This window comes from Promicromonospora sp. NPDC023805 (genome assembly GCF_040639635.1).
GTDB lineage: Bacteria > Actinomycetota > Actinomycetes > Actinomycetales > Cellulomonadaceae > Promicromonospora.
On record NZ_JBFAAH010000014.1, the window covers coordinates 125,080 to 149,876 of the forward strand.

A 24,797-nucleotide genomic window follows, 5' to 3' on the forward strand; every position below is an offset into this window, starting at 1 on the left:
GGATGTGAGTGGCTCATCCGGTGAGAGACTTTGGGGCGTGACCGACTCCGCACAAACCCCCGTGCACCCTGGTGAGGCCCGCTCCGTCGAGACCGAGGACTACGGCCTCGAGACACCCCTTGAGGGGCACCCGGAACCGCTGCCCCACGTGGTGGTGGTCGGTGGCGGATTCGCCGGCATGGCCGTCGTGAAGGCGCTGCGGGACGCGCCGGTGCGGATCACGCTGATCGACCGCCGGGTCTACAACACCTTCCAGCCGCTGCTCTACCAGGTGGCGACCGGCGGGCTGAACGCCGGCGACGTCACCTACTTCCTGCGCGGGCTGCGGCTCAACCAGAAGAACGTGCACGTGGTCCACGAGCACCTCGTGGAGGCGGACCACCAGGCGAAGAAGATCCGCCTCCTGAACGACCACTGGGTCAGCTACGACTACCTCGTGGTGACGGCGGGCGTGACCACCAACTTCTTCGGGACGCCGGGCGCCAAGGAGTTCGCGTTCCCGATGTACTCGCGGTCGCAAGCGCTGCGGATCCGCGACAACCTCTTCATCCGCCTGGAGAAGGCGGCGAAGTCCAAGCGGCTCGACGACGGTCTGCGGGTTGTCGTCGTGGGCGGCGGAGCCACCGGGGTCGAGGTGGCCGGCGCGCTCGCCGAGCTGCGGACCGCCGGCCTGGCGCCCGCCTACCCCGAGATCCACGGTGACGCGTTCGAGGTCAAGATCGTGCAGCGCGGCGGCGAGATCCTCAAGGCGTTCGCGCCCAAGCTGCGCACCTACGCCACCAAGGAGCTGGCCCGGCGCGGGGTCTCGCTGCACCTGGGCGCCGGCGTCGCCGCCGTCGAGCGTGACGCCGTGGTGCTCACCGACGGCAAGCGCATCCACGCCGACCTCACCGTCTGGTCCGCGGGTGTGCGCCCGCACGAGGAGGTCGCCGGCTGGGGCCTGCCGCAGGACGAGTACGGCCGCATCAAGGTCGGCGAGGACATGCAGGTCGAGGGGTTGCCCGGCGTCTTCGCGGCGGGCGACATAGCGGTCTCGCCGTCGGACCTGCCGCAGCTGGCCCAGCCCGCGATCCAGGGTGGCACCGTGGTCGGCCGCAACATCAGGGCGCTCCTCGAGGACCGGCCGCTGCAGCAGCTGCGCTACGTCGACAAGGGCACGATGGCGGTGATCGGCCGGCGCGCCGCGATCGCCGAGATCAACCTGCCGGGCGGCAAGTCCCTGCGGATCACCAAGGGCCTGGCGTGGCTGACGTGGCTGTTCGTGCACATCATGTCGCTGGTCGGCCCGCGCAACCGGGTCACGACGCTCGCGGGCCTGGCCACGCGCTACGGCTTCCCGTTCCACCGGCGCCCCGTGCCGATCGTGGGCGACGTGCCGACGGTGCGGCCGCCCAAACCCGGGACACCGCCGGTTCCCGAGGTCTGAACCCGGACGGCTTAAGCGTTTCGCTTCCTGTCTTTCCCACGGGCGTGTGGGAGACCCTTCGAGGGCTGTCATCGATGTAAACCTCGAAGGGGAGGCACCATGAGACCCACACGCGCCACCATCTCCGGTACCGCTACGGCCGCGATGTTCGGCCTGTTGCTCGTCCCGCTGCTCGCCCAGTCGGCAGGGGCCGCGGCGCCCTCTGCCCCCGACGGCGGCGCCGACGCCGGCGGGGTGGACGCCGTCGGCATCCACGTCTCCGGCGGGCAGCTCGTCGAGAGCGACGGCTCACCCCTGCTGCTGCGCGGCGTCAGCCACGCCCACACCTGGTACGCCTCGGAGACCGGCTCGTTCGCCGACATCGCCGAAGCCGGCGCCAACTCGGTACGGGTGGTCCTGAGCGACGGGACCCGCTGGAACCGCAACGAGCCGGCCGACGTCGCGAACGTCGTCAGCCTGTGCGAAGGGAACCGGCTGATCTGCATGCTGGAGGACCACGACACGACCGGCTACGGCGAGGAGGGCGCGGCCAGCACCCTCGACACCGCCGCCAGCTACTGGATCTCGCTGCTGCCCACGCTGCGGGGCACCGAGGACCGCGTGCTCATCAACATCGGCAACGAGCCCTACGGCAACAACGCCGCGGTCAACGCGAACTGGGCCGCCGACACCTCCGCCGCGATCGAGCGGCTGCGCGACGCCGGGTTCGAGCACACGATCGTCGTGGACGCGCCGTCCTGGGGCCAGGACTGGCAGGGCATCATGCGGGACTCCGCGGCGGACGTCCTCGCGGCCGACCCGGACGGCAACACCGTGTTCTCCGTGCACATGTACGGCGTGTACGACACCGCCGCCGAGGTCACTTCCTACCTCGACGCCTTCACGAGCCGGGGCCTGCCGATCATCGTGGGCGAGTTCGGGCACGACCACTCCGACGGCAACCCCGACGAGGCCACGATCATGTCGTACACCCGGTCACAGGGGATCGGCTGGTTCGCGTGGTCCTGGAGCGGCAACGGCGGCGGGGTCGAGTACCTGGACATGGTGACGGGCTTCGACCCGACGCAGCGGACGGCGTGGGGCAACCGGGTCATCACCGGGCCGGACGGGCTCGCGGAGACGTCGGTGCTAGCGCGGGTGTTCGCCGGCGCCTCGTCCTGAGGCCTCGGCAACGCTGGTTCTCTGCTCGGCGAAGCCGCGAGGTAGCCTCGCTCCTGGCGCCCGGACACACCGCGCCAAGGAGAGATCATGACCCCGGACGAGCTGCGCTCCGCGCAGAAGCTGACGATGGCGAACCCTGAACGGTTGCGCCTGCTTGCCCGCATGCTCACGCATCCCGCGGGTCGCGCCACCGCCGAGGACCTGGCGCGGTACGCCGCCGCAGACGCGCCGCGAGACGCTGTCGACGTACCGGCCGTCGCGGACGTGGCACAGGGTCTCGACGCGCTGGTGGCGGTAGGCCTGGTCGCCGTCGTGGGGCCGGTGCCGTCGTACCGGGTGTCGTCGCGCGGGATCGCGCGCTTCGGCGCGGCGGCCCTCGCGGCGCCCCGGTACCCGGGCGAAGCGGCGCTCGACGTGCACGACCACGAGGCACTGCTCGACCGGGTGATCGAGACCCTCAGCGAAGGGTTCGCCGCGAACGCGGGCGCCGGAACCGTGGATCGTCTCGTCCGCGAGTGCTACTCCTCCCTGAGCCGGCGGATCGGGTCGTCCGGGCACCTGCCCGCGCTGGCCGCGTGGCTCGCGACCGACCGCCTCGCCGCGATGACGGAGGTGACGCACGGCTCCCCGCGTGACGTGCTCTTCGTCTGCGTCCACAACACCGGCCGGTCCCAGATCGCGGCGGCGGTCACCCGGCGCCTCGCGGGCGACCGCATCCGCGTACGCACCGCCGGGACGAGGCCGGTGGCCGAGCCCGACCCGATGACGGAGACGGTCCTGGCCCGGCGCGGCCTCGACGGGCTCATCGAGTTCCCGCGTGAGCTCACGGACGACATAGTGCGCGCCTCCGGCGTCATCGTCACGATGGGCTGCGGTGACTCCTGCCCCGTCTACCCGGGACGCCGCTACCTCGACTGGCCGCTCGACGACCCCGCGGGCCGCCCGATCGAGGAGGTCGAGCGGATAGTCGACGACATCACCGCCCGGGTCCGGGCGCTGCTCGCGGAGATCGACGCCGCGGACGAGGCCGGATCGCTCGACGGCTCACCGGCATGGATACCGCGCGGCTGGCTGCCGCGCGCGGCCAGGCGTCCGTGGTCGACCGTCGCGACGGTGCTGGGCGTGAAGGGTCAGCGGAAGGCCCGGTAGCCGGTCAGCTCGACCGCGGGGACCGGCAACCTGTTCACAGGGCTGTGGACGAAGCCTGTGGATAACTCCGGGGGCCGGTCCGGTGGGGAGTGTCAGTGGCTCGGTGCATGGTGGAGGAGCGAAACACTCTCGGTGAGACGACCTCTTGAAGGGTTGAGTCAATGACCGCACCAACTTCTGCCGTGCCCGCTCCTGGCGGAGTCGGCACCCTGGACTCCGTCGTCCTGGACGTCCCGAACCTCACTGCCGAGGCGGACTTCTGGAAGGCGCTGACGGCCGGCACCGTGTCGAAGGCGGATGACGACTGGACCACCGTCGTGACCCCTGACCGCTGGGGCATCGCGTTCCAGCTGGCGCCCGACCACGTGGCGCCGCAGTGGCCGGGTCAGGAGCACCCGCAGCAGGCGCACCTCGACCTCTACGCGTCGGACCTGGCGTCCGCGAGCGCCCGCGCGGTCGAGCTCGGGGCCACCGTGCTGCGGGAGGGCGAGCAGTGGATCACTCTCGTCGACCCGGCAGGGCACCCGTTCGACATCTGTCTCAAGGAGGAGGCCGAGGGCGTCACCGTCATGGGCGCGACCTTCGACTGCCCTGACGCGTCGCAGCTTGCCCAGTTCTGGTCGGGCGTGGTGGGCGAGCCGGTCACCTACGACGCCGAGGGGGTCGCCATGCTGGGCGGTCCGAAGCCGCTGCTCTTCCAGTCGGTGGAGGGGTACAACGCGCCCCGATGGCCCGATCCCGCATACCCGCAGCAGCTCCACCTCGACATCGAGGTTCCCGACCTCGACGCGGGCGAGGCAGCGGTCCTTGCTCTGGGCGCGACGCGTCTTCCCAACCACGAGGAAGGGTTCCGGGTGTTCGCCGACCCCGCGGGCCACCCGTTCTGCCTGGTGCACTGACTCACTGCTGCACCGGCTCAGGTGTGCACGAGGGCCGGGTGGTCCGGGTGGTCGACCCGGACCACCAGGTCCGGTGCACCCTCGATCTCCTGGGCGTAGCGCTCGTAGGCGGGGATGGTCCAGGCCTCAGCGGGCGGCGTCCGACGGCGGAGCGTCGCCGGCTTGAGCGCGAGATGCACGACGAGGTCGACGTCGAGCCCGCGTCCGACGGTGAGCGCCCCGTCGAGCACGACGACGGTGCCGGGTGCGGCGGAGACGTAACCGACCCGGGTAGCGCGGTCGGTGTCGGGGTCGCGCAGGCTGGGCAGGTACTCCTGCCGGTCGACGACACGCGTGAGCACCTCACGGTTCAGCGCCCCGACGTCGATCCAGTCGTAGAGCAGGCTGTCGGAGTCCTCGCGCCCTCGTTCCAGCCGGAGGGACCGCGGGCGGAGAAAGTCCCGGACACCGACCCGCGCCGCGGGACGGCCGGCAGCCTCGAGCGGCACGACCAGCGCATCGGCCAGCAGCTCGGGGTGCGTGGACGGGTGCCCGTCGACGAGCAGGCGGAGCTGTTTGCCGACGTGCTGTCCGTCCGAACCGTCGGCGCGGGCAAGGACAAGGTCCACGACCCGCTCGACGAGAAGCGCTCCGCTGACCGGCTCTACACGTGTGCTCATCGTGAAGAGACTCTAAGCGTGCAGGCCACTCCGGGCGGGCGTCCACGAGTCGGCTCAGCGAGCATGCTGGTCGAGAAAGCCACCGACCGCAGGCCGCATCGCCTGGGCGGCCCAACCGCTCCACTGGCCCGTGAAACCGTGGTGGGCCCACGGCACATCGAGGAGCGAGACCGGTACCCCGGCCTCCTCCAACGCCCTGGCCATCGCCACGCCCTGCTCCACAGGGATCAGGCGGTCCGCCGCGCCCTGCACGATCATCGTCGGCGGCAGGCCCTCGGCGACGGCGTTGATCGGTGAGGATGCCTCGTAGGCGGCGCGTTCGGCATCGGGCGAGCCGCCGATAAAGCTCGTCAGCGCCTGCTCGGCGTAGGCAGGCATCTTGGTGTCCTTGGCGAGGCCGACGAGGTCCATCGGGGCGAACCAGGTCATCACAGAGGCCACCGGGGCCTCTTCGGTCGGGCAGGAGGGCGCGAACCGTTCGTCACCGACTGTGTAGGCGGCCATCATGCTGAGCTGTCCACCGGCCGAGTCGCCCGCGATCGACACCTTGGTCGCATCGACGCCGTAGTCCGCGGCGTGCGACCGCACCCAGCCCAGCGCGCACTTGACGTCGCCGACCGAGTCCTGCCAACGCGGGACGTCAGCGAGACGGTAGTCGATCGAGAAGACCGCGAAGCCCTGCTCTGCCAGCCACTCCTGCGCAGCGGCGCTCTCGTCGCGGGTGCCTTCGCGCCAGCCACCGCCGTGCACGTAGACCAGGGCGGGCAGCGCACCCTCCACCTGTTCGGGCAGGTGCACGTCGACCTTCAGCTCCTCACCCTCGACGACGGCGTACGTCGCGGTCGCATCGGGCGCCGGAGCCTCAAGGCCCGCGAGCTGGCCGGCGAACGACAACGACGCGTCGTACTCGTCGGCCAGCGCAGCGGCACCTGCGAACGGCACCACGACCATCGAGATGGCGAGAACCCCGGCGAGCGCGCTGGCCGTGAGGAGGGCGCGGCGACGAGACCGCCAGGCGAGCGCGGCAGCCGCCACGGCGACGGCCGCGAAGACCATGAGCACACCGGCCATCCACGGCACGAGCATCGCGACGACGGCGACCGTGTCCTCGGCCGGGCCGAACGGAACCGGACCGCCGAAGAAGGCGAGTGCGAGGAGAACGGTAAGGCCCGCGACACACCAGGACAGACCTCGGCCCAAGCCGCCGAACAGACGGGCGAGCAGCTTGCGCCGGACCGCGGGAGCCCCCACCGGTGTCGCTGTGTCCGGGATAGCGGTGTCGGTCATCATGACTCCTCCAAATAGTGCGCACGGTGTGCGCTCGATGCGCACACTGTACGCAGAGGGGTATGAAGAAGACAAGAGAGTTTTCAGAACCGCTGGAACAAGACCCGTGCACAGAGAGACCGGGCGCGCTCCCGCGCCACCCGGTCAATGATCAGAGCTCAAGATCTCCGGCGCAGACGGGCCTCCAGCCCGTCGAGGACCAGGTCCAGCCCGAACGTGAAACCTTCTTCGCGGTGCCGGGCCGGATCGTTGTGCTCCTTCGCGGCCGGCGTCTCCAGCAGATGCTCGTGCACCTGCTGGAGACTGGCGAGGAGCTCGCGCTCGCCCTTGCCGCTCTCGGCGACAAGAGAGAGCCATGCGGTCTCGCTGGTGACCGTGCCGACCACATACGCGGTGATCGCGCTCACCGCATGGTCGGCCTCACGCGGATCGAGGCCGGCGCCACCGAGCACGGCAAGCAGCCGTTCCGAGGCCCGGGAAAGATTCGGTCCGAGGTAGGAGAGCCCCACCTGGCCGAGAACCCCGGTCACCCACGGGTGACGCAGGGCCATGTCCCGCAAGCTCCGCGCGGCGGCGGCAGCACTCGCCCGCCAACCCTCGCTCCCGGCGGCGTCGGGCACCTCGACCTCGGCGTACACCTCGTCCACGACAAGCTCGATCAGCTCGTCCCGGTTGGTCACGTGCCGGTACATCGAGGTCGCGCCCGCGTCGAGCCGCTTGCCGAGCGACCGCATGCTCAGGGCCTCCAGGCCCTCCTCGTCCAACAGCTTCAGCGCGGCGGCGACGATCCGCTCGCGATTGAGCCCGGAAGCCCGCTTGACCGGCTCGCGGGCCCAGACCGATGGGATCGACGGTTCTGCCATGGGACCTCCTCGGGGTCTCGGCCACCGTAGCGCACACTGTGCGCATCGGAACTCCGACGGACGATGTCCCGACCGCGCGCGGGGCCGCGCGACCCTCCCGACGGGCTTCCAAGCGAACGAGCCCGACCACAGGAGGTCCTTGCGGCCCTTCGTCCACAGATCTCGGATGACTGCCTCCCGGGCGTCCCCGACCGGTCGAGGATCGTGCCGAGACAGGTACCGAGCACCGCCGATCACACGCCGTCCGGCAGGGGGACACATGCCAGGAGCGCAGGAAGCCCAGGAAGCACCGGTCATCGACCTGGGAGCACGCCGACAGGACCGCGACCGCCGTCAGGCACTCAGGCCCGCCACGGCTCACGACGACGCACCAGGCTGGTTGCTGCGGTCCCCCGCTTACCGGGTGGTGGACAACCTCGTGCCCTGGGCCGGGCTCGCGGACGGCGGCAGCTTCGCCACCCTGCTCGGTGACCCGATCGACGCGCACCTGATCCGCACCACGTTCCCGCCCCGGGCCCTGGCACGCAGCTTCTGCGGCGGGCCCACTCTCGAACAGGTCACGCACGCCATCACCACGGCGCCGCGGCGGATCAAGGCCCGGGTATGGGTCGGCGGCTACGGGACACCCGACGAGGGCGTCAGCGTCGCCGCGGTCTACGTGCGGTTCGAGGGCGGCCGTACCGACGCCGACGCGCGAGCCGCGCAGCATCCCGCACTCTGGGCGTGGCTGGTCGGCCGGCTAGGGCGGGACGGTGCTCGTCCCCGCTGGCCCGCACCCGACGAGATCGCCTCGGACAGCGCGGACGTGCGGGAGTCCGGCAGCTGGTGGCGTCTGCGGTGGGGTCCGTCGCGCGCGCCGCACGCCCGGGACAGCGGGGTACGGCCCTAGTGGTCCGCGCGCCGGGAGCTGATCACGCCGGTGTCGAAGCCAGCCAGGTGCAGCCCACCGTGGAACCGAGCGTGCTCGATCTTGAGGCACCGGTCCATCACCACGTCCAGCCCGGCGGCCTCAGCCCCGCGCGCTACGTCCTCGTGCCACAGGCCGAGCTGCAGCCAGAGCGTCTTGGCGCCGACGGCCACCGTCTCGTCCAGCACGCTCGGCAGATCGTCGTGCCGCCGGAAGACGTCGACGAGGTCGGGCACCACGGGCAGGTCGGCCAGGCTCGGGTACACGGGGTGGCCCAGGATCTCGGTCGCCCGCGGGTTCACGAAGTACACGTCGTACGAAGAGGAGGAGAGCAGGTATGACGCGACGAAGTAGCTGGCTCGCGCCGGGTTCGCCGACGCCCCGACGATCGCGACCGACGTCGTCGTACGCAGGATCCGCAGGCGGTCCTGAAGGGCCGGCCCCTGCCAGGTCTCGCTCATCGGTTCGCTCCCGTCGCCTTGGTCAGGGCCTGATCGAGGTCCCAGAGGATGTCCTCTACGTCCTCCAGCCCCACGGAGATACGGATGAGGTCCTCTGGTACGCCCGCTGCCTCGAGCTGCTGGCTGCTCAGCTGCTGGTGCGTCGTCGACGCCGGATGGATGACCAGCGTGCGGGAGTCACCGACGTTCGCCAGGTGCGACGCGAGCTGCAGCGACTCGATGAACCGCCGTCCCGCATCCCTGCCGTCGGGCGCGCCATCGGCGTCGGGGACGCTCCCGCCGTCGGGCAGGTCGGTTGCCGCCGGGACCCGCAGACCGAACGCGAAGACCGAACCCGGCCCGAGCGGCAGGTACTTCTGCGCCCGCTCGTGGTGCGGGTGCGACGGCAACCCGGCCCAGAGCACGTACGAGACCCGCGGGTCGGTGTCGAGCCACTCGGCGACGGCCCGGGCGTTCGCCAGGTGCGCGTCCAGGCGGTACGACAGCGTCTCGACTCCCTGCAGCAGCTGGAACGCGGACTGCGCCGAGAGCGCTGGACCGATGTCACGCAGCTGCTCGGACCGCAGCTTGGTGAGGAATCCGTACTCGCCGAAGTTCGCCCACCAGCTCACGTTCCCGTAGGACGGGACGGGCTCGGTCATCTGCGGGAACTTCCCGTTGCCCCAGTTGAACCGGCCGGACTCCACGACCACACCGCCGAGCGTGGTGCCGTGCCCGCCGAGGAACTTCGTCGCGGAGTGGATCACTATGTCGGCGCCGTGCTCGATCGGGCGCACGAGGTAGGGCGCCGCGAGCGTCGCGTCCACGACCAGCGGGATGCCGGCGGCGTGGGCCACCTCGGCGAGCCCCTCGAGGTCGGCTACCTCGCCCGACGGGTTCGCGACGACCTCGGTGTACAGCACCTTCGTCTCGGGCGTGATCGCGGCCGCGTAGTCGGCGGGGTCGGTGCCAGGCACGAAGGTGGTCACTACCCCGAACCGGCGCAGCGTCACGTCGAGCTGCGTGACGGTCCCGCCGTAGAGCTGCGCGGACGCGACCACGTGGTCGCCCGCCCCGACGAGCGCGGCGAACGTGATGAACTCGGCGGACATGCCCGACGCGGTAGCAACGGCACCGATGCCGCCCTCCAGCGAGGCGATGCGCTCCTCGAGTGCCGCGACCGTCGGGTTGCCGATGCGCGAGTAGATGTTGCCGTACTTCTGCAGCGCGAAGAGGTTCGCGGCGTCCTCGGTGTCCCGGAACACGAACGACGTGGTCTGGTAGATCGGCACCGCCCGTGCCCCGGTCGCCGCGTCAGGGATACCCCCTGCGTGCAGGGCCCGCGTGCGGAACCCGAAGGTGTGCTCGGTCATCGTCCTCACCGTAGTGGCCCGGGCGCGGCCCCCGAAGCAGCACCCGCCGCCTCGCCTACTGCCCTGAGCGATTTCCGATGACGCGTGTCAGACCGCGCGAGTACGTTGAACCGGTGACCCAGTCCTATCTCCGCTTCCCTCATATCCACGGCGATCAGGTGGCCTTCGTAGCCGACGACGACGTCTGGCTGGCCCCGGTCTCCGGCGGTCGCGCCTGGCGCCTGACCAGCGACCACGCCCCCGCTTCCACCCCGCGCTTCTCCCCCGACGGCACGCGTCTCGCCTACGTGTCGCACAAGGACGGCCACCCCGAGGCCTACGTGGTCGAGCTGGCCGACGGCGCCACGCGACGCCTGACCTGGCTCGGCGGAACCACCACCATGGTGCTCGGCTGGGACGACGCCGGGCGGGTGCTCGTCGCCTCCAACGCCGGAGCGCACGAGCGCTCGCTGACCGTGGTGCGCGCGGTGGGCCTCGACGGCACCGTCGAGACCCCGCGCTACGGGCCCTCCTGGGGCGTGGCCGAGCACCTGGGTCCGGACGGTGGGCGCACGACAGCCCTCGTCTCCGCCGGCTACCGGACCCCCGCCTACTGGAAGCGATACCGGGGCGGCACGGCCTCGGTCCTGTGGATCGACCGTGGTTCGGGCGACTGGGAGCGCCCGCTGCCCGACGACGAGGCAGGCGTCTACGACCCGCACTGGATCGGCGACGCGCTGGTGTTCACGTCGGACCGCGCGGCCACGTTCCCGGACCACGCCGACGAGCAGGCGAACCTGTGGGTGCTCGACGGCCTCGCGACCGGCACGGAGACCCCCGAACCGCGACAGCTCACGACGCAGTCGGAGGCGGAGGGCTACGTCCGCGACGCCACGTCGGACGGCTCGCGCATCGTGTGGCACAGCCGCGGCGACCTCTGGTTGCTCGACGGCCTGGACGGCACGCCGCGTCGGCTCGACATCACGCTCACCGGCGCGCTGCCGCAGCCGTACTGGGCCGACCCGGAATCGACCCCGACCAACGTCGACGGTCTGGCCGTGGACAGGACCGGCGACGCGAGCGTCGTCGGCTGGCTCGGCACCGCGTACTGGGTGACCCATCGTGCGGGTCCGGCGCGGGCACTCGTGGCCGACCCGTCGGTCCGGGTGCGGGAGCCAGTACTGCTCGGCGACACCGGGCGTGCGGTAGTCGTGACGGATGCGCCCCGCAGCACCCCGCAGGGCGAGAGCAGGGAGGACGCGCTCGAGGTCCACGCCCTGCCCGATGCCTCCACCGATAGCCCCCGCGTCGAGCCCCAGCGCTTCGCGGCCGGCGAGCTCGGCCGGGTGCTGCACCTCGCCGCGAGCCCGGCGGGAGACAAGGTGGCGGCCATCTCGCACGACGGTCGCATCAGCCTGGTCACCATGCCCGCCGTGGACGCTCCGGACGGCGACGGCACGGACGGCGCCGACAGGGTCGAGCCCGGCACGATCACCCCGCTCGGCCGGTCCGGCAACGGAGAGGCCGCGTCCCCGACGTTCTCCCCGGACGGGCGGTACCTCGCCTGGTCGAGCCCCACGGGCAGCGAGGGTGACCACCACCAGCTCCTCGTCGCGGACCTGCACGCCGAGAACCCGGCGGGAAAGGCGCTGACGTCCGGCCGGTTCCACGACTTCTCCCCCGCGTTCAGCGATGACGGCAAGTACGTGGTGTTCCTCTCCGACCGCACGTTCGACCCGTCCTACGACTCCCACGAGTTCGCCCTCTCCTTCAGCGCCGCCACCCGACCGTGGCTCATCCCGCTGGCGGCCACCGAGCCCGCGCCGTTCGGCCCCAGCGCCGACGGATGGCGCCTGGCCAAGCCCGACGACAAGCCCGACGACAAGTCCGACGACAAGTCCGACGACAAGTCCGACGACAAGGACACCGGTAAGGACGGCGACCGGACGGGCGACGCCGGCGAGGCGACCGACAAGAAGCACAAGGCCGAGAACGCCTCGCCCGACATCGACTTCGACGGTGCCGAGGAGCGCGTGGTGCCGTTCCCGGTCGTGTCGGGCCGCTATCGCGACCTGCTCGCCGCCAAGGGCGGGGTGCTCTGGATCCACGAGACCGACGACGCCGGTGTGCTCGGCTCGCGCCACGCGGGCTCGGAGGCCGACCCGGTACCCAACGTGCTGCAGTTCTGGTCGTTCGAGGCGCGCAAGGCCACCGACGTCGCGGAGAAGGTCCGCGCCTACGCGGTGTCGGGCGACGGCGAGCGGGTGGTGATCCGCACCGGGTACGGGCTCAGCACGCAGTCGGCGACGAGCAAGCCGGGCGACGACGACCCCGGTGCGTTCGACATCGACCTGTCGCGCGTCCGCTACGAGGTGGACCCCCGCGCGCAGTGGCACCAGATGTTCGACGAGAACGCCCGCATCATGCGCGACCACTACTGGCGGGCGGACATGAACGGCGTCGACTGGGACGGCGTGGTGGCGCGCTGGCGTCACCTGGTCGACCGCGTCGCCACGCACGACGACCTCGAGGACGTGCTCTGGGAGACCGTCGCCGAGCTCAACACGTCGCACGCCTACGTGCGCAGGCCGCACGAGCCGGGCGACACGTCCAGCAAGCTCGGCCTGCTCGGCGCGGACCTCTCCCGGACCGCCGACGGCTGGCGGATCGACCGCGTCCTGCCGAGCGAGTCGTCGGACCCGGGTGCGCGGTCACCGCTGCGCGCCGCCGGGGTCGACGCCCAGCCCGGCGACCTGATCGTCGCGGTGGACGGGCGGCCGGTGGACCCGACGGCAGGCCCGTCGGCGAACCTGGTCGGCGCGGCCGAGATCCCGGTCGAGCTGACGCTGCGGCGACCCGCCGTCGGGCCGGACGGCGCTGCTTCGGACGGCGACCAGGCGAGGACCGCCGACCGCCGCGTCGTCGTCGTGCCGCTCGCGAACGAGGCCGACCTGCGCTACCAGGACTGGGTGCGGTCGCGCCGCGAGTACGTCGCCGAGAAGTCCGGCGGCCGCCTCGGGTACGTGCACGTCCCGGACATGATGAGCACGGGCTGGGCGCAGCTGCACCGCGACCTCCGGCTCGCCACCGACTGCGAGGGCATAGTCGTGGACGTGCGGTTCAACGGCGGTGGCCACACGTCGCAGCTCGTGATCGCACGCCTCGCCGCGCGCGTCGCCGGCTGGGGCCTGAACCGGCACTACGACCGTCCCAGCTCCTACCCTGACCGCGCCCCGCGCGGTCCGGTCGTGCTGGTCACCAACGAGTACGCCGGATCCGACGGCGACATAGTGAACGCCGCCGCGCAGGCGCTCGACGTCGGACCGGTGGTCGGCGTCCGGACCTGGGGCGGCGTGGTCGGCATCGACGGTCGCTTCGACCTGGTGGACGGCACGGGGATCACCCAGCCGCGGTACGCCTTCTGGCTCGACGGCAAGGGCTTCGGCGTCGAGAACCACGGCGTCGACCCCGATATCGAGGTGCGACACACGCCGGCGGACTACTTCTCCGACGTCGACCCACAGCTCGAGGCCGGTATGGCCGAGGCGTTCCGCCGGCTCGCGGAACGCCCCGCAGCGGTCCCGCCCGCGATGCCGGAGCCGCAGGTCCGCCGCCGGTAGCCCCGGCGCCGATCCACTCGTTTGGTCGACCAGCGGTGCCGGCCGGCCGGTCAGGGCCGCGTCGCCTGGACGAACGTGATCGGTCCGAAGCGGTGCTCCACGTGCTCGACCTCGCGGACGTCGGTGAATCCGGCGTCCGCGAGGAGGCGCACCAGGTCGGCCTGGCCGTGCCCGCGCGGTCTGCCGTGCCCGCGCGGCGTGCCGTGCCCAGCACGGTGGCCGGGCCCGCGCCGGTCGTGCCCGCCGTGCCCGTGCCCGCTGCGGTCCGTGCCCCCGAAGTCCACTATCGTCACCCTCCCGCCCGGACGGAGCACCCGAACGGCCTCGCGGGCGAACAGGACTCGACCCTCCTCGGGCACATGGTGCAGCGCGAGCGCCGACACGATGTGGTCGAGCGCCCCGTCCCCGCCGGGGAGCCGGTCGGCGAAGCCCTGCACGAGCGTGATCGGCACCCGGCGCCGGGTCGCCTTGCGGGCGGCGACACGCAGCGCACCGGCGTCGGGGTCGAGGCCGGTGACTCGCGCGGCCGGCTGCACCCGCAGCACGGTGAGCGCCAGGTTCGCGGTACCGCAGCCGACGTCGAGCACGGACTGGCCGGGCGCGACGTCCGCGAGCGCCGCCGCGCGCTCGTGCAGGGCGCGTGCTCCGACGCGGCGCGAGAACAGGTCGTAGAACGGGAGCAGCCACGGCTTGCCCATGCCGGGCAGGAACTCGCGCTCACGTTCCTCGGGGGTGCGATGGTCGAGGATCCGCACGGTCGTGCTCATCCGGGAGTGCCTTCCGTCCGATGGTGACGCGGGTGGGTACACAGTTCCCTGCCACGCAGGTCCCGCTGCACACCAGCATCGGACGTTCCGCGGGGCGGGCGCAGCACGGAAGTCGGTGGCGATAGCACGATCCTCGGTCTTGGCGATCGGATCGGCCAGCAGCCGAGGGCAGGCACTCCGGCCGGGACGGCGGTAGCGTCGAACGAGGCACGACGGAGGGGGAACGCATGGCGCGGGACAGGGGCGGCTCGGCGCTGACCGTGGTGATCGCTTTCGCCGCCAACTTCGCGGTGGCGACGGCCAAGACGTTCGCGGCGGTCCTGACCGGATCGGCGTCGATGGTGGCGGAGGCCGCCCACTCCTGGGCCGACACGGGCAACGAGGTGTTCCTCCTGGTCGCCGAGCGGAAGTCGAGCCGCGCGCCGGACACGGACCGCCCGCTCGGCTACGGCCGGGAGGCCTACGTCTGGTCGATGCTGGCCGCGCTCGGCCTCTTCGTCGCGGGCGGTGTGGTGTCGGTCTATCACGGCATCCAGGAGTTCGATGCGACGGGCGAGACCGGCTCCTACACGGTCGGGTACATAGTGCTCGCGGTCGCTTTCTGCCTCGAAGGGGTCTCGTTCCTGCAGGCCTACCGACGCACCGGGAAGGAGGCGCGGGCGCTCGGGCGGGACCTGCTCGACCACGCGCTGGCCACCTCGGACCCGACGCTGCGCGCGGTGCTCGCCGAGGACGCAGCGGCTCTTGTCGGCCTCGTCATCGCGGCCGGCGGTATGGCGATGCACCAGGTGACCGGCGACGGCAGGTACGACGCGATCGGTTCGATCCTTGTCGGGCTGCTGCTGTGCGTGGTGGCGGTGGTGCTGTTCGACCGCAACCGGCGGTTCCTGACCGGCGAGGTGGCGGACGAGCGGATCCATCAGGCGGTCCGCGAGCGGATCGAGGCCCTGCCGGGTGTCCACCGGGTGGGCCGCCTGCGGCTCGAGTTCGTCGGACCGCGGCAGATCCTGCTGGTCGCCAGCATCGACCTGCCCGGCGACGAGTCCGAGTCGCACGTAGCGGTCCGGCTGCGTGACCTCGAGGAGCAGCTCGAACGCATCCCGCAGATCGTCGACGCGGTCCTGACGCCTGCGGTGCCGGACGACCGGTGAGGCCCGCCGAGGCCCGCCTCCGCACCGTCCGCCCGGACGGCACCCCGGTGTACCGGCACCCAACGCGTCCGGGCGCGCTGCCGGTGCAGGTCACACGGATCGACTTCGAGGTCGATCACCCGCACCCCCCACGGGACCACAGGCACGCGCACGACTTCCTGGTGCTCGTCTACATCGAGCGGGGCGGAGGCACCATCGCGTTGGGCGGCCGGCACACACCGCTGCACGACGGCGACGTGCACGCCATCCCGCCGGGGCAGGCGATCGACTCCGCGACCCTGACCGACCCGCACCACTGCCGGGCCTGGAGCGTCGCGTTCATGCCGGACGCCGTCCCCTCGCTCGCGTCGGTCTCGCCCCTCGCCTGGGCGCACCACCCGATCCTCGCGCTGTTCGCGCTCGCGACGCCGCCAGCCGGGGCCGGGGCCAACGTCCCGGACGCCGAACGCCCCCGCTGGTCCGGGTGGCTGACGGAGCTCGAGGAGGAGCTGTCGGAGCCGGGCCGGCTGGGGGCACGCGATGCGGCGTCGGCCGCGCTGACCAGGATCCTCGTCGCGGCGGCGCGGCTGGCGCCGTCGGCCCCTGCGCCGCCGGACCCGCTGGTGACCCGCGTCTTCGACGAGATCGAGGCGACGTTCCGGGAGCCGGTATCGGCGTCCGACGTCGCGCGGGCGCTGGGCTACACGCCCGGGCACCTGACCACCGTGGTCCGCGAACGGACGGGCCGCACGCTCCTGGAATGGATCACCGAGCGCCGCATGACCGAGGTGCGCCGGATGCTGCGCGACACCGATCTGCCGCTGGGTGTCGTGGCCGCCCGGACCGGCCTGCGTGACGCCACCTATCTGGTCCGGCGGTTCAAGGACCGGTACGGGACCACCCCCGACCGGTGGCGTCGGAGTGAACGTGTGTGAGTTCCCGCCGACTATCAGTTAGTTTTGGGTCGCGCATCGGCAATGTCGATGTGTGTCAACCGTCGAACGGAGCCTTCCCCATGTCTCGCAACCGCACCCTCCTCACGGCCGCCGCAGCCTCCGCTGCCCTCCTGGCCCTGACCGGCTGCGGCAGCTCGGGCGAGCCCGGCGGTGCCGGCGAGGAGCTGGGGCTGGTTTCCGGCGACACGCTGACCGTCGCCACCGAGGGCACGTACCGGCCGTTCAGCTACCACGACGAGTCCGACAAGCTGGTCGGGTACGACGTCGAGGTCGCCGAGGCCGTCGCCGAGAACCTGGGCGTGGAGATCGAGTTCCAGGAGACCCAGTGGGACGCGATCTTCGCGGGCCTCGACGCGGGCCGCTTCGACACGATCGCGAACCAGGTGACCATCACCCCGGACCGTGAGGCCGACTATCTCTTCTCGACGCCGTACACGGTCTCCACGGGCGTGCTCGTCGTGACCTCTGACAACACCGACATCAAGAGCTTCGCCGACCTCGACGGCAAGACCACCGCCCAGTCGCTCACGAGCAACTGGAACGACCTCGCCAAGGAGAACGGCGCGCAGGTCGAGGCCGTCGAGGGCTGGGCACAGGCCGTGGCGCTGCTGGAGCAGGACCGCGTGGACGCCACGATCAACGACAGCCTGACCTACCTCGACTACGCGAACACCGAGGATGCCTCGGGCATCAAGGTCGCCGCCGAGACCGAGGAGGAGTCGCAGTCGGCGTTCGTCGTGACGCCCGAGCGCGAGGCTCTCGCGACGGCTATCGACGGCGCCCTGGACGAGCTGCGTGCCGACGGCACCCTCGCCGAGCTGGGCGAGAAGTACTTCGGCGAGGACGTCTCCGAGTGACGCTCCGCGCAACACGTCTCCGCTGATCGCGGGGAGAGGGATACATGGACTGGCAGCTCGCCGCCGACTCGTTCTGGCCGCTCCTGCGGGGCGCCCTCATCGGCACCATCCCGCTCGCCCTCGTGTCGTTCGCGTTCGGGCTGGTGCTCGCGCTCGTCGTGGCGCTGCTGCGGCTGTCACCGAACCGGGTGCTGTCGTGGGTCGGCCGCGCGTACGTGTCGGCCATCCGCGGCACTCCGCTCCTGGTGCAGCTTTTCATCATCTTCTACGGCCTGCCGCAGCTCGGCATCCGGCTCGAACCGTGGCCCAGCGCGATCATCGCGTTCTCCATGAACGTCGGTGGTTACGCGGCGGAGGTGATCCGTGCGGCGATCCTGTCCGTGCCCAAGGGGCAGTGGGAAGCAGGCTGGACGGTCGGCATGTCGCCGGCCAGGACGCTGGGCCGGATCATCCTGCCGCAGGCCGCTCGCGTCTCGGTGCCTCCGCTGTCGAACACGTTCATCTCGCTCGTCAAGGACTCGTCGCTGGCCGTCGTCATCCTGGTGACGGAGATGTTCCGCAAGGCGCAGGAGATCGCCGCGTCCTCCAACGAGTTCCTGCTGATCTACGCCGAGGCGGCCCTGATCTACTGGATGATCTGCACCGTGCTCGCCGCCGGCCAGAACGCTATCGAGAAGAGGCTGGACCGGTATGTCGCGCACTGAGGACGCCCCGATCACGAACCTCCTGACCGCCCGCGGCATCCAGAAGTCGTTCGGCAGCAACCACGTGCTGCGCGGGGTGGACCTGCAGGTCCAGCGCGGCGAGGTGGTCGCACTGATCGGCGCGTCGGGCAGCGGCAAGACGACGGTCCTGCGCTCGCTCAACGGACTCGAGACGCCCGACGCCGGGCTGCTGGAGCTGGACGGCGGGCCCACCATCGACTTCGGCGCCCAGGCCGCCGCGGCGGGCGGCGGCTGGGGTGCCCGGCGCGCCGGCGCCCGTCTGGCGAAGGCGAACCGCGCCGCCCTGCGCGACCGCTCCGCCATGGTGTTCCAGCACCACAACCTGTTCCCGCACCGCACGGTCGTGGAGAACGTGATCGAAGGCCCCACGCAGGTCAAGCGGATCCCCCGCGCGACGGCGATCGGCCGCGCCGAGGAGCTCCTGGCCCGGGTCGGTCTCGCGGACAAGCGCGACGCCTACCCGCACGAGCTGTCCGGCGGGCAGCAGCAGCGCGTCGGCATAGTGCGTGCGCTGGCGCTCGAGCCGGACCTCCTGCTGTTCGACGAGCCGACGTCGGCCCTCGACCCCGAGCTCGTTGGCGAGGTGCTGACCGTGATGAAGGAGCTCGCGGACGAGGGCTGGACCATGGTCGTGGTGACGCACGAGCTGCAGTTCGCGCGCCAGGTCGCGGACGAGGTGCTGTTCCTCGACGGCGGCGTGGTGGTCGAGCGGGGCGCTCCCGCACAGATCTTCAGCGACCCGGCCGAGGAGCGCACCCGCCGTTTCCTCGACCGGATCCTGCACCCCCTCGACTAACCCACCCCGCTGGTCGAGCCCGTCGAGACCAGGTTGTGCAGAGTTCTTCCGAGTGGCTCAGCGGGCGGCGGGCTGCCGGAGGGCGGTGAGGTGACGGAGCACCTCGGCGGGGTCATGGCAGACGACGAGGCGTTCGATGTCCGCCGCGTCGGCGAAGCCCTCCTGCGCGGCGTGACTCAGATACGTAAGCAGGGGGTCGTAGTAGCCGCCGTGGTTGAGCAGGAGGCACGGCTTGCTGTGCAGGCGTATCTGTGCCCAGGTGAGGACCTCGAAGAGTTCCTCGGCGGTGCCGAGGCCGCCGGGCAGGGTGACGAACGCGTCGCCGAGCTCGCCCATGAGTGCCTTGCGCCGGTGCATGTTGGGGACGAAGTGCAGTTCGGTCAGACCTTGGTGGGCAATCTCCCGGGGGAAGCTCTCGGGGATGACGCCGACGACGCTGCCGCCGGCTTCCAGAGCAGCGTCCGCGACAGCACCCATCAGGCCGATGGACGCGCCGCCGTAGACGAGGCGCAGCCCGGCTTCGGCGATCTCACGGCCCAACAGGGCGGCGGTATGCAGGTGGGTGCGGTCCCGGCCCGGCGCCGCTCCACAGAACACGGTGACGCTGTTCATGAGCCAAGCCTTGCTGGGAGCTGCATCGAGAGGTCGGAGAAGAGCTCGGAGAACGCCTTCTCCTGATCCGCTCCGTGCTCGGCGTGCCGCAGCGCGATCAAACACGCAAGTTCGTCCAGCAGGCCCTCAGGAACATGGGAGATGGTGGCTTCCTGCGGGTCCAGAGAGTGCTTGTCACACCATTCGAGCACGGCCTCCAGGCCGTTCACCGAGGCGGCGAACGGACGTTTCGCGGGATCTCTCCACAGTTCCGCGAGCTCGTCCAGGAGACTGCGCAGCGGCGGTTCCGGGCGCAGCATGACGTGCGCACGCGAGGTGAGTGCGCGCAGGTACTGGGAGTTGTCCGCTGGGCGGGCCAACAACTGAACAGTGAAATCCCAGGGAAGCCTGGGCAGGCGAGCAGCCAGAACTGTCAGGAGCGAGATCGACCCTCCTTCGACGATCACCGACGATGCCGTACGGCTCAGCTCACTCACCGTCTCCACCAGCACGTCCACGGCCCTTTCGGCGGAGTAGTCGCCATCGGCGACGGTGCGATCGCCCAGCCATACCCGTCGGACGCCGGACACCTCGGCGCCGGCCCTGGCACTGGTGGTGGCAAGGTCGGTGAAACACTGGATGCGGTCCGCCACAACGACCGGAGCTCCGGTACGCAGGGCCAGGCCCGAGGCCACATCGCTCTTACCGACCCCGGTGGGTCCCGCGATGAGATGAACAGTTGCCGAGACCGGGCTGCCGAACATTTTCACCGTTCATCCTTTGATTGACTGGGGCAACTAGATTGCCTCTAGTAGAGCAGGAGCCCCCAGCATGAAAGCGAAGATTCGGTAGCACAAAAGTGAACATTCGGTATCAAACGCACCTGATCGACTGCTACTGACCAGGGAAGGGGTGTGATCCCTTAGACCGCTCAGTACTCCAGCGCAGCCAGCACCTCGGCCCGGCTCGGGCCCGCCGCGTCCAGCACCACCCGGCCCGGCCGTGCGCTGAGCACCACCACGCGGTCGGCCAGGGCGAGCGCCTCGTCCACGTCGTGCGTCACGAGCACCACCGCCCGCTGCCCGACGCCGGAAGCCGAACCCTCGACCAGGCCGCCGGCCAGCCCGACCCCCGCGAGCCACTCGTTCATCCGCCGCCGCGTGATCGGGTCCAGCGCGCCGAACGGCTCGTCGAGCAGCAGCACCGGCCGGCCGGCCAGGCACGTCCGCAGCAGCGCGAGCCGCTGCCGCATGCCGCCCGACAGCTCGTGCGGCCAGGCCCGCTCGAAGCCGCTCAGGCCGAACGTCTCGAAGAGCTCGGCGGCGCGCGCCTCGGCGTCGGGCCGCGGGACCCTGGCGATCCGGGCGCCGAGCAGCGCGTTGGACCAGGCCCGGCGCCACGGCAGCAGCCCGTCCCGCTGGGGCATCCAGGCCGTGGCGGCTCCGCCGTCGGGCAGGCTCGGGACACGCAGCGTGCCGGAGACCGCCGCGCCCGGCGGCAGCATGCCGCCGAGCGCGCGCAGGAGGGTCGACTTGCCGCACCCCGACGGCCCGACGACGGCGACGAACTCGCCGTCCTCCACCGCGAGCTCCACGCCCTCCAGCGCGGCGACGTCACCGAACCGGACGCTCAGCCCGTGTGCGGCGAGCACGCTCACGGCTGGTCGCCCGCCCCGCCCGGGAGGAACTCGTCGGTCCACGCCGCGTCGGTGTCGAAACCGGGCTCGGTGAGCCCCTCCTCCTCGAGGAACGAGACGAACCCGTCCCACACCTCGGCCCGCTGCGTGCCCCAGTCGCCAGACGCGTACTGCGGGCCGAGCCACAGCGCGCTCGCCTCGACCAGCTCCGGGTCGAGCTCGGGCGCCGCCTCCAGCAGTGCCTGCGCCGCACTGTCGGGGTCGGCGGCCGCCTCGTCGTACCCGCGCGACAGCGCCGCGAGGAATCCGCGCGCGACGTCGGGCTCGTCGTCGAGCAGGGAACGGGACGTCGCGACCAGTGGCGTGTACCAGTCGGGGATGCAGTCGAAGTGGTCGCGGAACGCGATGGTCTCGACGTCGAGGCCGTCGACCTCACCCAGCCGGACGGTGTCCCACGCGTCGAAGACCCATGCCGTGTCGAACTGGTCCTCGGTGAGGCCGATCCGGAAGTCGTCGCTGACCAGGGGTGTGAACTCGACCTTGGCGGGATCGCCGCCGTCGCACTCCACGAGCTTGCTGATCAGCGCCTTCTCCAGGTCGGACTCGTACGAGCCGTAGCGCTTGCCCTCGAGGTCGCGGGGGCGGGTTATGCCGTCGTCCGACAGGCTGATCAGGGACGACGTGTTGTGCTCGATGACCGTCGCCACCGAGACGACGTCGGCCCCCGCCGCGCGCGCCGGGACCAGACCCTCCGCGACGGAGTAGGCGAAGTCGGCCTGGCCGGCCGCGACGAGCTGCAGCCCGGACGTCTCGCCGGGCTCGATGATCTCGACGTCGAGCCCCTCGGCCTCGAACCAGCCCTCGGCCTGGGCGAGGTAGAGGCCGGAGTGGTTGGTGTTGGGCGTCCAGTCGAGCACGACGGTCACCTTGCGGAGATCGCCGTCGGACGCCGGGCCGCCGGCAGACGTGCCGCAGCCGGCGAGCGCCAGGGGCACTACCGCCGCGAGGGCCGCCGAACGGACGAGGAAGGTCGGGGAGTGCTTCATGATTTTCCTCTCTGCCACGGCGTCGCGATGCGCGTGAGCACGGCGACGAGGGCGAAGAACAGGCCGGACAGCAGGGCGATCAGGACGACGCCCACGAAGATCTGGTCCACGGCGTAGGCCTTGCGGGACCGCTGCACGAACACGCCGAGCCCGGACTGCCCGGCGAGGTACTCGGCGACCACTGCCGCGCCCACCGCGTAGGTCGCGGCGACCCGCAGGCCCGCGAGCGCCCCTGGGATCGACGCCGGCAGTCGGACCAGCAGGAACTGGTCCAGGCGGGTGCCGCCCAGGCCGGCCACCATGTCGGCGTGCTCGGCGTCGACGGCGCGCATCGCGCCCACCGCCGAGACGAGCACGGGGAAGAAGACGGTGAGCGCCACCAGGACGATCTTTGGCAGCAGGCCGAAGCCCGTCCACAGGATCATCAGCGGCGCGAGCACCACTACCGGCACCGTCTGCGTCAGCACGACCAGCGGGTACAGGGCGTCGCCGGTCACACGCGAGGCGGTGACCAGGATGCTCAGGACAAGGCCCGCGACGGTGCCGAGCACGAGGCCGGCGACCGCCTCGGTGAGCGTCGTCAGGACGTGCGGGCCGAGCAGCGGCGCCACCTCGACGGCGGTCAGCGCCACCTGCGACGGCGCGGGCAGCACGAACTCGGGCACGCCGGTCAGGCGCACCGCCGCCTCCCAGACGGCCAGCAGGACGACGACGGTGAGGAGCGGGGCGATCACCCGCCGCGCCCCCCACCGCCGAACGCCCGTGCTCACGCCCGGAACTTGGTGATGAGTTCCGAGATGGTGGGACCACCGGCGTCGGCGGTCTCGCTGACCTTGATGTTGGACTGGACGCCCTCGGCGCCCGCCTCGATCGTCGCCTCGTGGACGGCGCGCAGCAGCGCCCACACCTCATCGGGGTTGCCCTGGACGAACGTGCCCATGGCGCCCACCTCGTAGGTGAGTCCGGACGCCTGGATGACGGCGATGGCGGCGTCGACGTACGCGTACTTCGCGTCGGGCGTGCCGCTGGGGCGGGGAGAGACCTGGATCTCGGCGAGCATGTGTGCGACCTCCGTGCACGGGCACACCAGAGGTCGCCGGTTCCTGACAGAGGCGCCGCCGCGTCCCCCTTCGGGGACGGCATCGACCGAACGCCCGCGCCGTCAGGCACGTCCTTCCGCTGGCATTACCCAGTTCAAGTGATCGGGTCGACGGCGTCGGGCGCGATGCCCAGGCCATACCTCTCAGCCCGGCTACCCCGAGCTCCCCGCGTTGGCGAGCACACGCTACATCTCCGCACGGCAGATCCGGAAGCGCACCCCCTTCGAGGCCTAGGTTCCTCCGCTCTGAAACGGTTCAGAAGGGAGCAGCCTAGGCCTCGAAGGGGGTGCCGGCAGTGGGGCTACTCGCCCGGGTACTTCAGGCCGATCTGCTCGCGGATCGTGTCCAGCGTCGCCATGATCGCTACCGTCTCCGCGCGCGGGAGGAGCGGGCTGTCGAGCTCGCCGGCCGCGACCAGGCGCTCGGCCTCGGCGGCCTGGAACTGCATGCCGCGGCCGGTGATCTCGGCGGTGAACGTCTCGGTCTCGGTGCCCTCGGCGTCGTACACGTGGACCGTCGTCTGGCTGTACCAGACGGCGTCGATCTCGATGCGTCCCTCGGTGCCCAGGATCGAGGCCCGGTTGGGGCCCTTGGTGTCCGACGCCGAGATGGTGGTGGCGACCCGGGCGCCGTCGTAACCGAAGATCGTGGCGATGGTGGCGTCCGCACCCGTCTCCTTGAACGTCGCGTGCGACTGCACGGTGAGCGGCTCACCGAACAGGTCCCAGGCGAACGAGACGGGGTAGATGCCCAGGTCGAGCAGCGAGCCGCCGCCGAGTGCCAGGTCGTTGATGCGGTGCGCCGGGTCGTCCGGCAGGTCCTGGGTGTGGTCCACCATCAGGGTCCGGACCTCGCCGAGCACACCGGAAGCGATGATCTCGCGCACGCGCGCCATGTGCGGGAGGAACCGGGTCCACATGGCCTCGAGCGCGACGAGGCCCTTCTCCTCGGCGAGCTCCATGATCTCGCGCGCCTCGGCGGCGTTGACCGTGAACGGCTTCTCGACCAGCACGTGCTTGCCGGCCTCCAGCGCGAGCTTCGCGGCCTCGGCGTGCATCGGGTGCGGCGTGGCGATGTAGACGATGTCGACCTCGGGGTCGTTCACGAGGTTCTCGTACGAGCCGTGCGCCGTCCGGATGCCGAAGCGGTCGGCGAAGGCGCGCGCCTTCTCCAGGGACCGTGACCCCACCGCCTGCACGGTGAAGCCGTTGTCGTTCAGGTCTGATGTGAAGGCCGAGGCGATCCCGCCGGCCGCCAGGATGCCCCATCGCAGGTGTGTCATACGTTCGAGCGTAGTGCCAGCGCTGAATACGCCGAAGTGGAGGTCCGCGAAGCAGAGCGCCGGTCCGAGTCTCCCCGGCGAGCAGCAGCTGCGCCACCCGCTTCCAGCCCGACGCCGCAGCGGCCGGCTTCGGCTCCGCGTCGTCACG

At 71.3% G+C, this 24,797-nt stretch carries 24 protein-coding genes and 1 riboswitch; of the genes, 11 read left to right on the forward strand and 13 right to left on the reverse strand.

The features are described from left to right. Window positions 1-37: 37 nt before the first annotated feature. The 4 genes from AB0F70_RS15500 (at window position 38) to AB0F70_RS15515 (ending at window position 4,635) form a co-directional block, all read left to right on the forward strand. Complete coding sequence (locus AB0F70_RS15500; RefSeq protein WP_357449498.1) at window positions 38-1,426, forward strand: NAD(P)/FAD-dependent oxidoreductase; 1,389 nt, start codon at window positions 38-40, stop codon at window positions 1,424-1,426. Between the two features lie 99 nt (window positions 1,427-1,525). Then, window positions 1,526-2,587 (forward strand): glycoside hydrolase family 5 protein, encoded by a 1,062-nt coding sequence (locus AB0F70_RS15505; protein WP_357449501.1) that lies wholly within the window; start codon window positions 1,526-1,528, stop codon window positions 2,585-2,587. A gap of 87 nt (window positions 2,588-2,674) precedes the next feature. After that, window positions 2,675-3,736: an ArsR family transcriptional regulator gene (locus AB0F70_RS15510; RefSeq protein WP_357449504.1), complete on the forward strand. Its 1,062-nt coding sequence runs from the start codon at window positions 2,675-2,677 to the stop codon at window positions 3,734-3,736. A gap of 161 nt (window positions 3,737-3,897) precedes the next feature. Beyond that, window positions 3,898-4,635: a VOC family protein gene (locus AB0F70_RS15515; protein ID WP_357449506.1), complete on the forward strand. Its 738-nt coding sequence runs from the start codon at window positions 3,898-3,900 to the stop codon at window positions 4,633-4,635. A 17-nt stretch (window positions 4,636-4,652) separates the two neighbouring features. Here AB0F70_RS15515 and AB0F70_RS15520 read toward each other — a convergent pair whose 3' ends face one another. From AB0F70_RS15520 to AB0F70_RS15530, 3 genes are all read right to left on the reverse strand, one after another. Next, window positions 4,653-5,294 carry a uridine kinase gene (locus tag AB0F70_RS15520; RefSeq protein WP_357449509.1) on the reverse strand — a complete coding sequence of 214 codons (642 nt, stop codon included), beginning with the start codon at window positions 5,292-5,294 and terminating at the stop codon, window positions 4,653-4,655. 54 nt (window positions 5,295-5,348) lie between these two features. Beyond that, a complete protein-coding gene (locus tag AB0F70_RS15525; protein ID WP_357449511.1) occupies window positions 5,349-6,581 on the reverse strand; it encodes an alpha/beta hydrolase in 1,233 nt (410 codons plus the stop codon). 158 nt (window positions 6,582-6,739) lie between these two features. Next, window positions 6,740-7,444, reverse strand: coding sequence for a TetR/AcrR family transcriptional regulator C-terminal domain-containing protein (locus AB0F70_RS15530; RefSeq protein ID WP_357449514.1), 705 nt, complete (start codon window positions 7,442-7,444; stop codon window positions 6,740-6,742). A gap of 259 nt (window positions 7,445-7,703) precedes the next feature. Here AB0F70_RS15530 and AB0F70_RS15535 point away from each other — a divergent pair, with 259 nt between their 5' ends. Next, a complete protein-coding gene (locus AB0F70_RS15535; protein ID WP_357449517.1) occupies window positions 7,704-8,333 on the forward strand; it encodes a hypothetical protein in 630 nt (209 codons plus the stop codon). Here the strand turns inward: AB0F70_RS15535 and AB0F70_RS15540 are convergent. Together AB0F70_RS15540 and AB0F70_RS15545 are read right to left on the reverse strand one after the other, a co-directional pair. Beyond that, on the reverse strand, window positions 8,330-8,812 hold the full coding sequence (locus tag AB0F70_RS15540; protein ID WP_357449520.1) for a CoA-binding protein: 483 nt from the start codon (window positions 8,810-8,812) through the stop codon (window positions 8,330-8,332). The genes AB0F70_RS15535 and AB0F70_RS15540 overlap by 4 nt on opposite strands. Beyond that, window positions 8,809-10,164, reverse strand: coding sequence for an O-acetylhomoserine aminocarboxypropyltransferase/cysteine synthase family protein (locus AB0F70_RS15545; RefSeq protein ID WP_357449523.1), 1,356 nt, complete (start codon window positions 10,162-10,164; stop codon window positions 8,809-8,811). The genes AB0F70_RS15540 and AB0F70_RS15545 overlap by 4 nt, the downstream gene beginning before the upstream one ends. A gap of 113 nt (window positions 10,165-10,277) precedes the next feature. Between AB0F70_RS15545 and AB0F70_RS15550 the strand changes: the two genes are divergently transcribed. Then, window positions 10,278-13,763, forward strand: coding sequence for a S41 family peptidase (locus AB0F70_RS15550; protein ID WP_357449526.1), 3,486 nt, complete (start codon window positions 10,278-10,280; stop codon window positions 13,761-13,763). A 50-nt stretch (window positions 13,764-13,813) separates the two neighbouring features. Here the strand turns inward: AB0F70_RS15550 and AB0F70_RS15555 are convergent, their stop codons facing one another. Further along, complete coding sequence (locus AB0F70_RS15555; RefSeq protein WP_357449529.1) at window positions 13,814-14,530, reverse strand: methyltransferase domain-containing protein; 717 nt, start codon at window positions 14,528-14,530, stop codon at window positions 13,814-13,816. A gap of 227 nt (window positions 14,531-14,757) precedes the next feature. On the opposite strand from AB0F70_RS15555, the gene AB0F70_RS15560 reads away from it, so the two are divergent. The 5 genes from AB0F70_RS15560 to AB0F70_RS15580 all read left to right on the forward strand — a co-directional run bounded on the left by AB0F70_RS15560 (window position 14,758) and on the right by AB0F70_RS15580 (window position 18,994). Beyond that, window positions 14,758-15,681, forward strand: coding sequence for a cation diffusion facilitator family transporter (locus AB0F70_RS15560; RefSeq protein ID WP_357449532.1), 924 nt, complete (start codon window positions 14,758-14,760; stop codon window positions 15,679-15,681). After that, the gene (locus AB0F70_RS15565; protein ID WP_357449535.1) at window positions 15,678-16,595 is read left to right on the forward strand and encodes an AraC family transcriptional regulator; all 918 of its coding nucleotides are present in this window, start codon (window positions 15,678-15,680) and stop codon (window positions 16,593-16,595) included. The genes AB0F70_RS15560 and AB0F70_RS15565 overlap by 4 nt, the downstream gene beginning before the upstream one ends. Window positions 16,596-16,675: 80 nt before the next feature. Next, window positions 16,676-17,473 carry an amino acid ABC transporter substrate-binding protein gene (locus AB0F70_RS15570; RefSeq protein ID WP_357449538.1) on the forward strand — a complete coding sequence of 266 codons (798 nt, stop codon included), beginning with the start codon at window positions 16,676-16,678 and terminating at the stop codon, window positions 17,471-17,473. Window positions 17,474-17,517: 44 nt separating this feature from the next. Further along, window positions 17,518-18,177 (forward strand): amino acid ABC transporter permease, encoded by a 660-nt coding sequence (locus AB0F70_RS15575; RefSeq protein ID WP_357449541.1) that lies wholly within the window; start codon window positions 17,518-17,520, stop codon window positions 18,175-18,177. Further along, a complete protein-coding gene (locus AB0F70_RS15580) occupies window positions 18,164-18,994 on the forward strand; it encodes an amino acid ABC transporter ATP-binding protein (RefSeq protein WP_357449544.1) in 831 nt (276 codons plus the stop codon). The genes AB0F70_RS15575 and AB0F70_RS15580 overlap by 14 nt, the downstream gene beginning before the upstream one ends. 57 nt (window positions 18,995-19,051) lie before the next feature. Here AB0F70_RS15580 and AB0F70_RS15585 read toward each other — a convergent pair whose 3' ends face one another. From AB0F70_RS15585 to AB0F70_RS15615, 7 genes are all read right to left on the reverse strand, one after another. Continuing rightward, window positions 19,052-19,606: a TIGR00730 family Rossman fold protein gene (locus AB0F70_RS15585; protein WP_357449547.1), complete on the reverse strand. Its 555-nt coding sequence runs from the start codon at window positions 19,604-19,606 to the stop codon at window positions 19,052-19,054. Beyond that, window positions 19,603-20,349 (reverse strand): isopentenyl transferase family protein, encoded by a 747-nt coding sequence (locus AB0F70_RS15590; RefSeq protein ID WP_357449580.1) that lies wholly within the window; start codon window positions 20,347-20,349, stop codon window positions 19,603-19,605. Before AB0F70_RS15590 ends, AB0F70_RS15585 begins: the two co-directional genes overlap by 4 nt. A gap of 167 nt (window positions 20,350-20,516) precedes the next feature. Further along, window positions 20,517-21,242: an ATP-binding cassette domain-containing protein gene (locus tag AB0F70_RS15595; protein WP_357449549.1), complete on the reverse strand. Its 726-nt coding sequence runs from the start codon at window positions 21,240-21,242 to the stop codon at window positions 20,517-20,519. Then, window positions 21,239-22,267: an ABC transporter substrate-binding protein gene (locus AB0F70_RS15600; RefSeq protein WP_357449552.1), complete on the reverse strand. Its 1,029-nt coding sequence runs from the start codon at window positions 22,265-22,267 to the stop codon at window positions 21,239-21,241. The genes AB0F70_RS15595 and AB0F70_RS15600 overlap by 4 nt, the downstream gene beginning before the upstream one ends. Further along, on the reverse strand, window positions 22,264-23,037 hold the full coding sequence (locus AB0F70_RS15605; RefSeq protein ID WP_357449555.1) for an ABC transporter permease: 774 nt from the start codon (window positions 23,035-23,037) through the stop codon (window positions 22,264-22,266). Before AB0F70_RS15605 ends, AB0F70_RS15600 begins: the two co-directional genes overlap by 4 nt. Then, on the reverse strand, window positions 23,034-23,327 hold the full coding sequence (locus AB0F70_RS15610; RefSeq protein WP_357449559.1) for a thiamine-binding protein: 294 nt from the start codon (window positions 23,325-23,327) through the stop codon (window positions 23,034-23,036). Before AB0F70_RS15610 ends, AB0F70_RS15605 begins: the two co-directional genes overlap by 4 nt. Before the next feature lie 94 nt (window positions 23,328-23,421). Beyond that, window positions 23,422-23,546, reverse strand: a riboswitch (TPP riboswitch). Window positions 23,547-23,668: 122 nt separating this feature from the next. Beyond that, a complete protein-coding gene (locus AB0F70_RS15615; protein ID WP_357449562.1) occupies window positions 23,669-24,649 on the reverse strand; it encodes a Gfo/Idh/MocA family oxidoreductase in 981 nt (326 codons plus the stop codon). Window positions 24,650-24,797 lie beyond the last annotated feature (148 nt).